The 13546-nt window shown below is 39.9% G+C and carries 13 protein-coding genes; 6 read left to right on the forward strand and 7 right to left on the reverse strand.

Annotation, left to right across the window (positions count from 1 at the left end; all coding sequences use genetic code 11):
• From HCK02_RS11540 to HCK02_RS11555, 4 genes are all read left to right on the forward strand, one after another.
• Positions 1-1428, forward strand: a 1428-nt coding sequence (locus tag HCK02_RS11540; RefSeq protein ID WP_167630261.1) for a DUF2075 domain-containing protein, incomplete at its 5' end; no start/stop codon positions are given.
• A complete protein-coding gene (locus HCK02_RS11545; protein WP_167630262.1) occupies positions 1421-1759 on the forward strand; it encodes a nucleotide pyrophosphohydrolase in 339 nt (112 codons plus the stop codon). The genes HCK02_RS11540 and HCK02_RS11545, both read left to right, overlap by 8 nt.
• A gap of 13 nt (positions 1760-1772) precedes the next feature.
• Complete coding sequence (locus HCK02_RS11550; protein WP_246215594.1) at positions 1773-2864, forward strand: threonine aldolase family protein; 1092 nt, start codon at positions 1773-1775, stop codon at positions 2862-2864.
• 24 nt (positions 2865-2888) lie between these two features.
• The gene (locus HCK02_RS11555; RefSeq protein WP_167630264.1) at positions 2889-3245 is read left to right on the forward strand and encodes a DUF2200 domain-containing protein; all 357 of its coding nucleotides are present in this window, start codon (positions 2889-2891) and stop codon (positions 3243-3245) included.
• 43 nt (positions 3246-3288) lie between these two features.
• Here HCK02_RS11555 and HCK02_RS14300 read toward each other — a convergent pair whose 3' ends face one another.
• The gene (locus HCK02_RS14300) at positions 3289-3462 is read right to left on the reverse strand and encodes an LPXTG cell wall anchor domain-containing protein (RefSeq protein ID WP_167630265.1); all 174 of its coding nucleotides are present in this window, start codon (positions 3460-3462) and stop codon (positions 3289-3291) included.
• A 93-nt stretch (positions 3463-3555) separates the two neighbouring features.
• On the reverse strand, positions 3556-5076 hold the full coding sequence (locus HCK02_RS11565) for an AMP-binding protein (protein ID WP_167630266.1): 1521 nt from the start codon (positions 5074-5076) through the stop codon (positions 3556-3558).
• A 128-nt stretch (positions 5077-5204) separates the two neighbouring features.
• On the opposite strand from HCK02_RS11565, the gene HCK02_RS11570 reads away from it, so the two are divergent.
• Positions 5205-5630, forward strand: a complete 426-nt coding sequence (locus HCK02_RS11570; protein ID WP_167630267.1) for an SRPBCC domain-containing protein — start codon at positions 5205-5207, stop codon at positions 5628-5630.
• 74 nt (positions 5631-5704) lie between these two features.
• On the opposite strand, the gene HCK02_RS11575 is transcribed toward HCK02_RS11570, so the two are convergent.
• The 5 genes from HCK02_RS11575 to pflB all read right to left on the reverse strand — a co-directional run bounded on the left by HCK02_RS11575 (position 5705) and on the right by pflB (position 11750).
• Positions 5705-6466, reverse strand: coding sequence for an ABC transporter permease (locus HCK02_RS11575; protein WP_167630268.1), 762 nt, complete (start codon positions 6464-6466; stop codon positions 5705-5707).
• Positions 6467-6469: 3 nt separating this feature from the next.
• Positions 6470-7228 carry an ABC transporter ATP-binding protein gene (locus HCK02_RS11580; RefSeq protein ID WP_167630269.1) on the reverse strand — a complete coding sequence of 253 codons (759 nt, stop codon included), beginning with the start codon at positions 7226-7228 and terminating at the stop codon, positions 6470-6472.
• Position 7229: 1 nt separating this feature from the next.
• Positions 7230-7571: a DUF1048 domain-containing protein gene (locus HCK02_RS11585; protein WP_167630270.1), complete on the reverse strand. Its 342-nt coding sequence runs from the start codon at positions 7569-7571 to the stop codon at positions 7230-7232.
• 191 nt (positions 7572-7762) lie between these two features.
• Positions 7763-9181: an MFS transporter gene (locus tag HCK02_RS11590; protein WP_167630271.1), complete on the reverse strand. Its 1419-nt coding sequence runs from the start codon at positions 9179-9181 to the stop codon at positions 7763-7765.
• A gap of 286 nt (positions 9182-9467) precedes the next feature.
• Positions 9468-11750: a formate C-acetyltransferase gene (gene pflB / locus HCK02_RS11595; RefSeq protein ID WP_167630272.1), complete on the reverse strand. Its 2283-nt coding sequence runs from the start codon at positions 11748-11750 to the stop codon at positions 9468-9470.
• Positions 11751-12122: 372 nt separating this feature from the next.
• Between pflB and HCK02_RS11600 the strand changes: the two genes are divergently transcribed.
• A complete protein-coding gene (locus tag HCK02_RS11600) occupies positions 12123-12872 on the forward strand; it encodes a WxL domain-containing protein (RefSeq protein WP_167630273.1) in 750 nt (249 codons plus the stop codon).
• Positions 12873-13546 lie beyond the last annotated feature (674 nt).

A 13546-nucleotide genomic window follows, 5' to 3' on the forward strand; every position in this document is an offset into this window, starting at 1 on the left:
GTCAAAGACATTTCGAAAGTTCTTAACAAGCGTAGAAATATCCAAAAAAAATACTTTACTTCTGAATCTTTTGAAAGTGTTTTTAAAGAGATTTGGGAAGAGCTAGGGAAAGAGAATACAAGTCTTTTCCCTATAGAACCAGTTATTCGAGATTCAGCCTTATTTAAAATTTCTCCTTTTCATAAACTTTCAAATGAACAATATGAAGCAAAAGAATTAATCATGCAGAAGCTTGAAGCAGCCCTGTTAAAAAATATGAATAAACAAGTTATTTTTGTTGCTGGTGAAGCGGGAACAGGAAAAACTGTTCTTGTAAGTAATTTGTTTTATGATTTATCAACATTTTCTAAGCAAAGTTCTGAAGAACCAATCTTTAAAGAAACTAATAACTTTTTGCTAGTTAATCATGATGAACAGTTAACGGCTTATAGTCAAATTGCCGAGAAGTTGGGATTAGTTGATCGAGAGAATAATGTCGTTAGCAAGCCAACCCGATTTATTCGTGAACATGATCCTTCTGATCCGGTAGATGTTGTGTTGGTAGATGAAGGTCATTTATTATGGACACAAGGTAAGCAAGCCTATCAAGGAAATAACCAATTACTAGATATCATAGAGCGAGCAAAGGTTACCATTGTTGTTTTTGATAGGAATCAGATTCTTCGTGCTGAACAATATTGGGAAGAAGAAAAATTAATGCTCATTGAGGACAAGGCAAAGCAAGAAGGAAATTATATAAAGTTACAAAATCAGTTTCGGATTAACGCTAGCCAAGATATGGTCAAATGGATTCGAACAATAATTGACGAACAAATCATTATGCCCATTCCTGAAAAAACAGGTGGATATGAATTAAAGGTTTTTGCTGCACCTCAATCAATGTACTCGAGTATTCAAAAGAAAATGAAAAAAGACGGACTTTCTCGTGTGTTGGCCACTTTTGATTGGAAGTATGTTAAAAACAAAAAACCGGAAAATGAGGATTTCTGGTGTGTAAAAGTTGGTAGTTGGTCATTACCTTGGAATCTAGAACTCCCCAGACCTAAAGGAGAAGATACGAAGAAACTTGCTTGGGCAGAACAGCCACATACGATCAATGAAGTAGGATCAACTTTTACAATTCAAGGCTTTGACCTGAACTATGCAGGTGTTATTATTGGACCTTCTGTCAAATATCGTAACGGGAAAATTATTTTTGATAAGAGTGATAGTAAAAATTCGAAAGCAACGCAAAATAGGACTTTAAGTGACGGAACAAAAATGAATTTTTCAGAGGATTTTTTACGAAATGAATTAAATGTATTACTGACAAGAGGAATTAACGGACTATACATTTATGCAGTGGATAAAGAGTTGCAGGATGCGCTTATGACTGTTTATAAAGACCATGAAAAAAAGTTGAAGAAAGAAGTGACTCAAGGTGAATGAACTTAAAGAGCTAACAGCGAAAATCAATCAATTTCGGGAGGAACGCAACTGGCGGCAATTTCATAAAGCAAAGGACTTAGCGATTTCGGTCAGCATCGAAGCCGCTGAACTGCTCGAAGATTTTCAGTGGAAATCAAGTGAAGAGGCGATCCAAAAAAATAGCGAGAATATCAAAGAAGAAATCGCTGATGTGCTGATTTATAGCATCATGTTGGCCGATGATCTCGGGCTTGATATCCAGCAAATCATCGAAGAAAAACTTGAAAAAAACGCTATTAAATACCCGGTCGGAAAAAGTCGTAATACGAAAGCAAAATATACGGAACTTTAAGGGGGAAACCAAAGTGACGAGTGAAGAACGCTTGAAGAAGAGTTATCAAGAAACGCAGTTGAAACTTGGCGGAAATGGTCCTCGAAATGTGGGAGTGCTGAAAGAAGCGCTTCAAAATGTGGATGGGAATATGGAAAGCGACATGTATGGCAGCGGTGCCGTAATCGAGGCATTTGAACAAAAAATGGCGCAGGTTTTAGGCAAGGAAGCAGCTGTCTTTTTTCCGAGCGGCACAATGGCGCAGCAAATTGCCCTGCGGATTTGGTCGGACAAACGGAATCAGTTGCCGCCTGCTTATCATCCGCTTGCCCACCTTGAGATTCACGAGCAAGATGGCTTGAAGAAAATTCATAATTTACAGCCCATTCTTCTCGGAGAAGCTGACCGATTAATCCGTTTTTCGGATATCGAGAAACTGGGGGATTCGGTTTCTGCGATTTTGATCGAGCTACCACAGCGTGAACTTGGCGGTGAATTGCCAGATTTTGCTGAATTAGAAGCAATTTCGGATTACTGTCAGCAAAACGGCATTTTTCTGCATCTGGATGGGGCTAGATTGTTCGAAGTCTTGCCTTATTACGAAAAAACAGCTGAGCAAGTGTGCGCGCTTTTCGATAGTGTTTACATTTCCTTTTATAAGGGAATTGGTGGCGTGGCAGGTGCTATCCTCGCCGGCAACCATGAATTCACAGCGGAAGCAAAAGTTTGGAAGCGGCGTTATGGCGGCGACTTAATTAGTTTGTATCCCTATATTCTTGCTGCGGATTATTATTTTAAGCAGCGCGAACCGAAGATGGCAACTTATTTTGAAGCAAGCAAACGACTTGCAGAACGTTTTAATGCGCTTGAAGCGGTAGATACTCGCCCGAAGGTTCCGGTTTCCAATATGTTTCATGTGCATATCAATCGGAATGTGGACGAAATGCGGGAGATTTTTAGCGCGGTGCAAGAAAAAACGGATGTGGGGATTATCGCTAATTTGCGGGACGGAAAATCAGCGGGTTCTTGCCAGTTTGAATTGTCTTTAGGGGACGCGATCGAAGCGGTTTCGAGTGAGAAGTTGGCGCAGGTGTTTAGTGAGCTTGCGCAGGCTTTGCAAAAATAAGGTTATCTGTCGGGAGGGTGAATTATGGCGGAACAACGGGTGTTTTCAATGAGTTTTGCGAGTATTTATAAGCTTTATATTCAAAAGGCGGAACGAAAAGGTCGCAAAAAAGCAGAAGTGGATGAAATTATTCGCTGGTTGACGGGCTATGACGAAGCGGGACTTAATGAGCAAGTGGCGCTTGAAAATGATTTTCGAACGTTTTTTGCGGAAGCGCCGCGACTCAATCCGAATGCGGAGTTGATCACGGGTGTCATTTGCGGCGTGCGAGTTGAGGAAATTGAAGATCCACTAATGCAGAAAATTCGCTATCTGGATAAGCTGATTGATGAGCTTGCGAAAGGGAAACACATGGATAAAATATTGCGGAAAGCATTATAGCAAAAAAGCGCTGACCTGATGGAAAATCAGGTCAGCGCTTTTTTTATTGTAGCTTTTTCTTTCGGCTGTAAAGGGAGACGAATGCGATCAAGGCTAAGAAGGCTCCTAAAGCCACTTTCAAAGTCATTTCTTGGTCGCCCGTGCTCGGTAAAGCTTTCTTCGTGATGTGCCGCGAACTGCCGGTTTTAGCTCGGACGTTACAAGATGTACCAGGCACTGAGTAAACGTAATACTAAACGCAAACAAGAAAATAAAGTAAGAAAAAGGCAATTCATTGATGGAAAATCAACGGATTGCCTTTTTTATTCAATCAAGCGTTCAATTCTTTCTCCATTTTTAAGCGCTGAACTTTCATGGTTGCAGTACGCGGAATGTCTTCGTAGGCCATGACAAGTGGCTCGTTTAGTTGCGGCAAGTCGCTTAAGGCTTCAAACCAAGCTTCCCAGTCCATTTCTTCGCCGCTAGCAACAGAGATGACCGGCTGTGGCGTGCCATTTTTGCCACGAATGATAACCACTTCGTCCAAGAAACGGAGGGTGTCGAGAAGCTTGTCCTCGATGGCTAAGGTGCTTTCGATGTTTTCAACTAAATCGACTTGTCGGTCAAGCAAGAGCAAAGCGCCAGCTTCATTTTTCATGCCGTAGTCGCCACTATCCCAGAAAGGACCATAAACGTTTTCACTAAAGCGTGCATCTTCTTTGTAATAGGTAAGGGCGCGCCCTTTTGAAAGCATTTGAATATTTCCCGGCGTGCCATTCGGGACAACTTCGCCTTTCTCCGAAACGATCCGAACGTCCGTCAAATCTTTCATGCCATATCCCATGTTTCTTGCGTCCAGTTTTTGTATGCTTTGTTTGGTATGGAAGCGGAGAATCATTGGGCCGCACTCGCTTTGTCCGTAAACTTGCATGAAAACGGGGCGGCGTTCTTTCGAAGAGTTCAAGAAAACGGCCATAGTTTCTTTGTTGATCGCATCGAAAGTGGAATGGTAATAACGAACGCTTGCGAACACTTCTGGCTTTTTGCGCGCGAGACTCACCCATTGAACGAAGTTATTTGGATGTGTTTCAACGATAGCCGGCTTATATGTCGTCATGATGTGTTCGATGTTGGCGTGATCGGGTTGAGCGATCGGGAACATCGGGAAGCCTTGTGACATCAAAGAGGAGATGCCGATGTTGAACCGAGAATGGACGGGTGAAATGTGGAATGCAGCTAATTTCTTTTCAGTAATCAGGCTTAACACATTGCGCTGCCACTGCGTCCGGAAGCCCATCGAATGTGCGCTATGAGCAATGAGTTTTGGAATTCCCGTTGTTCCGGAAGTATGCGTCATATAAGAAATTTCATCAAGTGATAGGGTTTCCTGTGAAGCAAGGTTCTCGGGTTTTGAAAGAGCAAGTTCTTCAGCTCGAATTAATTTTTCTGCGGGGATATTTTCAATATGGTGCGCTTTTTCTGCTGTTTCTTGATCGAATAAAATATAAGGAAATTCGAGTCGCTCAGCAAGCACATTCATTGTTTCGACAGGAAGGTGATAGGAAATCATCGCTGGAACTGCTCCGAGATAGGAAGCAGCAACGGCTAACAAATACGTATCAAACTTGGGAGATTTATAAATGATGATTTTATCACGTTTCTTGATGCCGCATTCTTGTAGCAGGCTTGCTTTCTGGATGATCGCTTGTTCGCAAGCTTTGTAAGTGGTTTCAAGTTTGAGTTCTGGAAAAGCAGCAAGTGGTTCGTCGAAGTAAATCGGAACTTCTGGAAAACGTTCGGCGGATGCTTGGAAATTGGAATACAAATTTAACGGTTCATATGGATTTCGCATAAAAAATCTCCTTTTTTATTGATTCGTTTTTATTATAACATGTTCAATATTTCACTTGTATAAAAATTTGGATTTTCTTGGGGGAAATTGATAAAGTAGAGCTATTCAAAGGAAAAGAGGTAGCTAAAATGCGAACAAAAGTAAGCTTGTTAATTCGTAAACCGGTGAACGAGGTATTTGAAGCCTTCATTAATCCGGAAATCACCACTAGGTTTTGGTTCTCGAAAAGTTCGGGTAAGCTCGTTCAAGGTGAAAAAGTGACTTGGGAGTGGGAAATGTACGGGGTTACGGACGAGATTTATGTTCAGGAAATTGTCCCGAATGAGCGAATTCATATTCAAGCGAAAAATCTGCAAGAAACAATTTTTCGATTTACGCCTTTTTCTGACACAGAGACGGTTGTTGAGATCGATAACGGTGAGTTTGAAACGCTAGAAGAAATTATCGACACAACGGAAGGCTACACGCTTGTGCTGAGCGGCTTGAAGGCGGTTTTAGAGCACGATTTGAACCTGCATTTGATAGAAGACAAGCACCCAGATGCCCGAGTTTAGCGGCAAAAAATAAAAATTCAGGCAAATCCTCTCAAGAAAGGAAGCGCCTGAATTTTTTTGCGGACTACGTTTGGCTATTTCATTTTATTTTTATACGCTTTAAGAGAAAGCAGATAGAACAAAATCGCAATGCCAATTAACCAAATTAGCGAGGTGATAATGGCGTGAGAGTCGGGTGTTCCTGCAAAAAGCGAACGAATCGCATTCGCAATTTGAGTCATCGGCTGATGATCTGCAAAACTTTGAAGGACTTTCCCCATGCCGTCTGTTGGAACGAAAGCCGAGCTCACAAACATCAAGCCAATCAAGATGTAGCTGAAAACGCTCGCGCCTTCATAGGACTTCGAAACGAGCCCCGCGAGAACGGCAATCCAAGTAAAGGCGAATACGGCAAGGATAAGAAGCAAAGCGGCAAGTAGCCACTCTCCAAGATTCGCATCGGGACGAAAGCCCATCAAAAGAGAAATGAGCATCACGGCGACAACGGAAAACAAATTCAAGAGAAGCGTTGCGATGACGTGGCCGCTTAAGATGGAAGACTTGGCAATGGGCATCGAATGGAAGCGTTCAAAGATACCTTTTGTAATGTCTGTATTCACGCGAACAGCGGTATAAGAAATCCCCATCCCGATGGTCATGAGAAGAACGCCAGGGACAATAAAGTTTACGTAATCGGCTTTTGGCATCGTCATCGCGCTTCCGAAGATATAGACAAAAGCAAGCATCATCATGATGGGCATCAAAATGGTCGTAATGATCGTATCGATACTGCGCAGCGAGTGTTTGATTACACGTCCACTCATGGTCCAAGTATCATTTAAAAAATGTTGGCGCATGATTTATTCTCCTTTCTTTCCAGTCACAGCAAGAAAAATTTCTTCCAGTGATGGTTGTTTTTCGACATATTCAACTTGCTTTGCGGGTAAAATGGCTTTTAATTCATCTAGTGTGCCTTGAACAATGATTTGCCCTTCATGAAGAATGGCAATTTGATCCGCTAAGGCTTCGGCTTCTTCCAAATATTGAGTAGTAAGAAAAATCGTGATGCCTGAAGCAGCCATTTTTTTGATGGTATCCCAGAGCGCTAAACGAGCTTCTGGATCGAGTCCGACGGAAGGCTCATCTAGAAAGACAAGTTCTGGGGAGCCTAACATCGTCATCGCAAGGTCCAAACGGCGTTTCATTCCGCCAGAATAAGTGGCGAGAGGCTTATCTCCTGCTTCTTCTAAATCAAATTGTTTTAAGCTTGCTGCTGTGATCGCTTTTCGGTCAGGTAAGTGGCGAAGTTTGGCAACGAGGTCTAAATTTTCGCGTCCAGTCAAAATTTCATCTACTGCGATATTTTGTCCAGTCAAACTGATTTTTTCGCGAACTTGTTCGGGCGAATGCACCACATCCATTCCACAAACTTCTGCTTTTCCTTCATCTGCTTGAATGAGCGTAGTCAGGATTTTAATTATAGTTGTTTTCCCCGCTCCATTTGAACCAAGCAAGGCAAAGACACTACCACGCTCAACTTCAAAGTTTACACCATTTAAAACTGTATGCTTCTTATAGGCTTTTTTGAGACCATGAACAGAAACGGCAAGTGCAGTCATTTTATCTTTCTCCTAACTTTTTCAAAATACTTTCGTTTAACGTTTTACGTAAATCATCCGTGTAAGTTCGACAATTTGCTAAAAGTTCATCGCAAAATGCGGCTACATTTGTTCCGGTGATTTCCAAAACAGGCTTTCCTTCTAGCGCACCAGCTTCAAACAAATCAATCAGTTCATATTGAACTTTTAGCATGTCATACCCATTTCCTTTTGCGAAATTCCACATGTAATGTTGGATTTTGTCATAAACAAACTGATAGTCTTCTGGGAGCTGCTTTACGCGAGCCATCATTTCTCGATATTCTTTTTTATCGTCCACCATTCTTTTTAGTAAATTCCACATAAATAGTCCTCCTCATTCATTTTTATTTTATATATGTAGTAATACTTAGTAGCAAAGGAAAGAAAAAAGTTTAAAATCGTAGTTAAACTTTCTTTTTTGCTATTTAGTATTGCTTATTACTGGTACATCGTAACACCGAATAGCGAAGTTGTCAATAAAAAAAGGAAAATAATTTTAGCATTATTTTCCTTTTAAGCTTCAATTTTTTTAGGTAGCTTGAAAACAAGTAACAAGCAGACAAGGAGTAAAAGCAGATTGATGTAGATACTCATTTGCAAACTAAATGAATATTTTTCAGCGACAACTTGTAGGGAGGTCTCGTTTAACGCTCGGAAATAAACGGAACCAATGATTGCGATTCCAAATGAAGAGCCGACGCGCTGAGCTGTATTAAAGATGCCACTTGCTCCGCCTCGATCATCTTCCGAAACGGTTGCAAGCGTGATACTATTTAGCGGCGAGATAATAAGGCCGCTGCCAAACCCGGCAAGGAAAAGTGGAAAAACGGTGAGCCAAGGCGAAAATGCCCCGCCCGCTAAATGAAAAACGAAAGATGTGGCGGCAAGTCCGGTCATCACGAAGACGAGGCCAATTATTAGTAGTTTCCTGCCTAGTTTTTGCATGAAATGGTTACTGTTTGCGGCTGCAAGCATACTTCCGAGTGCATACGGGCTAATGGCAAGTCCGGAGACGATAGCTGAGCGACCAAAGCCTGACTGCCAAGTGAGCGAGAAGACGAAAAAGATGCTCGTGAAAGCCGCAAAATAAACGAGTGAGAGAATCATGCCAGAAGTGAAAGTTTTATTTTTAAGTAAGGTTGGTGAAATAAGTGGCTGCTTGCCTTGCTTTGTGACGCGAACACTGTAAAAATATAAACCGATTAAAATGGGGACAGAGATCAACATGAAAAGAATGTCTTGCCATTTAAAACCTTGAGCACCATTTGAAATGACAGGGTAAAGTAGGAAAAGGAGTCCAACTGTAAGCAAAAAAATGCTTAAAAAATCAAATGAAACTTTTTTACTGGTTTTATTGTGTTTTGGCAAGAAAAGAGCTGCGAGAATCAAAGTTACAATGACAAAGGGAACATTGACGAAAAAGACAAAACGCCAGCCGTTTTCTTCCCCGAATAATTGAATCAATAAGCCGCCTGTGAAAGGTCCGATAGCAGTAGCAATACCAATGACAGAGCCGAATATGCCAAACGCCTGTCCGAGTTTATCGCTTTTAAAAATATCCATCAACATAGCATTAATTTGTGGGAAAAATAAGCCGGCGGAAAGACCTTGGACAATACGAGACAGAACCAAGCCAGTTTCTGATTGAGCAAAGCCGGCTGTGATACTCATCAATAAAAAAAGTGAAATTCCGATCATATACAGATTTTTGCGACCAAATTTGTCACCAAGCCGACCGGCAAGGATCAAGATCAGCCCGAAAGCAAGCGCATAACCAGAAACGACCCATTCGATGGAAGCGCTCGAAGCATGGAGAGCTTTTGTAATATCAGGCAAAGCAACGTTAACGACTGTTGTATCAAGCAATGAAATAAAAGCGCCGAGCATAATAGAAATAAGTGCGAGCCTCTCGCTGTGATGCTTGTTTGTCATAAAAATCACCTCTAATGCCTAAATAGTAAGCTTAAAAAAAGAACAGGTCAAGCAGGAACTAAGGGTTTTGCTTCATCACTTATTTGGGCTGTTAAACTATATCTTAACAAGACTTGTGAATTCGTGTTTCGGAAAGACTATCGCAACAAGAATTGGCAGCCAAAGTTCGACCTACCCAAGTAAAGCATTTTTGGGAATTATGTGCCTATCGAATTGCGATTCAGTACAAAAAAAGAGGCTTCTGAAATCACACGATTTCAGGAGCCTCTTTAGCTAGTTTAAAATATTAACCTACTAATTTTTCGTGGAACATTCTTTGGCAAAGTTCCATTTTTTGTTCTTCATTTAAATCTTTTGTATTCAAGCAGTAACCACTGATACGAAGGATAACAGGGATGCCCGCTTTGATTTTTTCAACAACTTCTTCATGATTCAAGACGTTCAAGTTGATGTGTTGCCCACCTTTTTCGAAGTAGCCATCTAAGATCCCAACAAGATTTGCGTGTTGTTCTTCAAATGTTTTACCAAACATTTTTGGCGCTCCTTGGATTGTTAGCGAGATGCCGTCATTTGCATAATGGAACGGAATCTTCGTAAGGCTTGCAAGGTTATCAAGGAAGCCACCTTTAGCTTTATTTGATGGGTTCGCACCTGGACTAAAGAATTCAGGTTCTTCGATCATTTTGCCATTTTCATCAAAGACTGGACCGCGGTGAACTGGAGAATTCCCACATTGTTTCGAGTAAGCCACGTTAGAAGTGATTGTAAGAATCGAAACAGTTGCTTCACTATCTTTGTAAAGCTTATGTGAATCCAATTTTTCTTTGAACATTTTAAGCACCATCACGGCAATTTCGTCAGCACGGTCATCATTTTCACCATAACGTGGGAAGTCGCCTTCCACTTCGTAGTCATAAACGAAGCCATCTTCATCACGAATTGTTTTCACTTTCGCGTATTTAATTGCACTCAAGCTATCTACAACATTGGCGAATCCGCAAATTCCGAATCCCATGTTTGCTGTAACTTTTGTTGGTAAGAAAGCCATTTGCATGCTTTCATAGTTGTATTTATCAGTCATGAAGTGAATGATGTTCATAGCATCCACATATGTGTCTGTTAGCCAGTCCATAGAAATATCAAATTTCGAAAGAACTTCATCGTATTCTAGATATTCCGAAGTAATCGGTTCAACAACATCAAAGACACGGTCTTCTTTGTGAAGATCATCTCTTCCGCCATTGATTGCACCAAGCAAGCATTTAAGCACATTTACACGAGCGCCAAAATATTGCAAGTTGTGTGTTTCGCCTTTATCTTTGTCTGCTTCAGGATTAAGTGGACTTACGCAACAAGAAATACATTGCATATCGCCATAACCTTCTTCTTGCATTAGTTTATCATTTTCATATTGAATGGATGAATGTTTGACACTCATCTTCATGCAGTAGTTTTTGAATGTTTCAGGAAGACGAGCATCCCAAAGTACAGTCAAATTTGGTTCCGCAGAGTTACCAAGATTATCTAGGCAATGCAAGAAACGAAAATCTGTTTTAGTTACACGGTGACGACCATCAGCACCCATACCAGCCATCGAAGTTGTAACAAACGTTGGGTTGGAAGCATAAAGTTCGTTGTATCCGTTTGTACGTGCAAAGCGTACCATACGAAGTTTAAGTGTAAGTTGTTCAATTAATTCTTGTGCATCAAGCTCAGTAATGATGCCACGTTCTAAATCACGTTGGATGTAAATATCCAAGAAGATAGGAATACGACCAAATGAGCTTGCAGCACCATTTGCTTGTTTGATAGAAGCAAGGTAACCCATGTAAGTCCATTGAACAGCTTCGTGTGCATTTTCAGCAGGACGACCAAGTTCAAGTCCGTATTCGTTTCCAAGTGTAATCAAGTCTTTTAATGCTTTGATTTGCATATAAACTTCTTCACGCAAACGGATGTTTTCATCAGAAGTAACAGGAATTTGTTTTAGATCATTTTGTTTTTCAGTGATTAAACGATCAACACCGTAAAGTGCTGGTTTTTGATAAAGTCCGATAATTCTTCCGCGAGAATAAGCATCTGGCAAGCCGCTTACAATATGAGAGTGACGAGCACGTTTAATATCATTTGTATATGCACGGAAAATACCATCATTAGCAGTTGGACGATTATTTACGAAAAAGTCATGTGTCGCTTTGTCCACTTCATAACCATTTTCAATGAGACATTGCTCAGCTGTACGAAGGCCACCATTTGGCATGAAAGCAAGTTTGAAGGGTTTATCTGTTTGTAAACCTACAACGACTTCCAAATCTTTGTCTACATAACCAGAAGTGTGAGAAGCAACGTTTGATACGATTTTGTTGTCCATATCAAGTACGCCACCTTTGGCATCCATTTCAGCAACTAAATCATTGATTTTGTCATTTAAAGCAGTAGTACGAGGTGTGCTATCTTCTAAAAAGCTTTCATCCCCATCATAAGGCGTGTAGTTGTCTTGAACAAATTGGGCAACGCTTACAGTTTCTTGCCAAGCTGTACCATTAAATCCTTCCCATGCTTTAGTCATAGTGTTTTTCCTCCTAAGTTTCCTATTTTATTTGTTAAATTTTTAACGTGATAGAATGAACAATATTTCTTTTCACTAAGATCATAACCTATTGTGAAAGCGAAAACAATATGAAAAAACGAAAAAAGATAAAATCTTTTATATAACGAAAAAAACAGATTTCAAGGTGTAGTAATACAGTTTTTGTTGTAAAAAAAGAACTAAAAAAACACGAAAATGAAAGAAGTATCATAGTTTCGCTTAACAGCAACATTCTTGTCAATAAATCGTACAAAACAATTGTGATTTATGTAACTTAGTAACATGGCAAATAGATGGATTACTTTTAAAGTAAGAGATGTAATAGATGTTTATATAAAAGGAGGAAATAAGATGAAAACAGCAAGATTAACAGCTGTCGGAGTTCTAAGTGCTGCAGCATTATTTAGCTTTGCAGGAACCGCAAATGCAGCTGGAGCACCAACACCAGATAGAGCTACATCTTCTTCAAAAGGAGACGTATCGTTTACGCTCGATAATGGCAAGGTAGTACCAATGGATCCGACAAATCCGCAAAAAGACAAACCAATTAAGGACAACCCAAGTGACCCAGTGGAACCAGGGACAACAGGTCCGTTAACGATTGACCGCATTTCGAATATTCATTTTGGTCAACAAAAAATATCAGCAGAAGATCAAACTTATTTTGCACAACCTGCTGATATCATTTTAAGTAATGGTACACATTCGAGTGTGCCAAACTACATTCAGCTAACGGATAAACGAGGAAGTAATGTAGGTTGGAAGCTACAAGTGACACAAGAAGATCAATTCAAAACGACAGATCAAAAAGCACTTCAAGGTGCGCAAGTTACTTTTACAAATGGTGTCACAAACAAAGAAGGAACAAATAAAGCAAACGCACCAAAAGCGCAAACTCCAGTTGTTTTTGATAAATTTGGTCAAGCAAAAACAATTATGACGGCAGCTGCTGGAACTGGGATGGGTACTTGGTTTGAAAACTTTGGGGATGCCACGAATATGAGTAAAAGTATCTCACTTTCTGTGCCTGGTAATTCCGCGAAAGAACAAAAAGGATACTCCACAACATTTACATGGACGCTTCTTGATTCACCAGCTTGATAAATAATTATTTTTAGAAGTGAACCGATAAACCAAAAGTTGGCGTAAAGCTACTTTGACTTATCGGTTCACTTTAGTTAAGATGTTTTCGATGTGCTCAAGAATTGGCTATGTCGCTTTCTAAAAATATGTTTTTTATTTCACAAGCAAAGCTTTTTTTGCTAAGATTAGATTTAGAAAGAGAAGATCGAGAAATTGTCAAAAGTTAGACACATTTTAGGATTAAAATTCGTTGGATTGTCAATTTTTTATGAAACTCTTTATGATAAAATAAAGTTAATGTTACATGACACGCTGTTAATTGTGGTTCGTATTTGCTTCACCAGGCATCTGTACGACTTGCAAATTGACAGATGTCACACTATCCCATTAAGACCAGAAGTTCCCATCAAAACTTCTGGTCTTTTTTTATTGCATATTATGAAGGCTAAAGTTCTAAAAGAGGCTTGACTTGAAAATCAGAAAAATAAATGGTCTTTTTTAACGAAATAAGTGGTTTTAGGAGAAATAGTTACTATTGTATAGTTTATTAATTACTTATCCAATATTTATAATAAGTTTAAAAAAAGCTTGATTGAAGATTCATTTGTTGTATATACACGAAAAATATATAGGGAAATTTGCTTTTTTGAAGAAATTGTAAAATTTTCGTCACATATTACGTGATATTTTAT

The organism is Listeria valentina (assembly GCF_011800755.1).
Lineage (GTDB): Bacteria > Bacillota > Bacilli > Lactobacillales > Listeriaceae > Listeria > Listeria valentina.

Bases quoted from the DNA above. Each gene is read 5' to 3' on its own strand.
- pflB (WP_167630272.1), bottom strand. From the start codon at position 11,750: ATGACTAAAGCATGGGAAGGATTTAATGGTACAGCTTGGCAAGAAACT.
- HCK02_RS11585 (WP_167630270.1), bottom strand. From the start codon at position 7,571: ATGTGGAATTTACTAAAAAGAATGGTGGACGATAAAAAAGAATATCGA.
- HCK02_RS11590 (WP_167630271.1), bottom strand. From the start codon at position 9,181: ATGACAAACAAGCATCACAGCGAGAGGCTCGCACTTATTTCTATTATG.
- HCK02_RS11600 (WP_167630273.1), top strand. From the start codon at position 12,123: ATGAAAACAGCAAGATTAACAGCTGTCGGAGTTCTAAGTGCTGCAGCA.
- HCK02_RS11555 (WP_167630264.1), top strand. From the start codon at position 2,889: ATGGCGGAACAACGGGTGTTTTCAATGAGTTTTGCGAGTATTTATAAG.
- HCK02_RS11575 (WP_167630268.1), bottom strand. From the start codon at position 6,466: ATGCGCCAACATTTTTTAAATGATACTTGGACCATGAGTGGACGTGTA.
- HCK02_RS11565 (WP_167630266.1), bottom strand. From the start codon at position 5,076: ATGCGAAATCCATATGAACCGTTAAATTTGTATTCCAATTTCCAAGCA.
- HCK02_RS11580 (WP_167630269.1), bottom strand. From the start codon at position 7,228: ATGACTGCACTTGCCGTTTCTGTTCATGGTCTCAAAAAAGCCTATAAG.
- HCK02_RS11570 (WP_167630267.1), top strand. From the start codon at position 5,205: ATGCGAACAAAAGTAAGCTTGTTAATTCGTAAACCGGTGAACGAGGTA.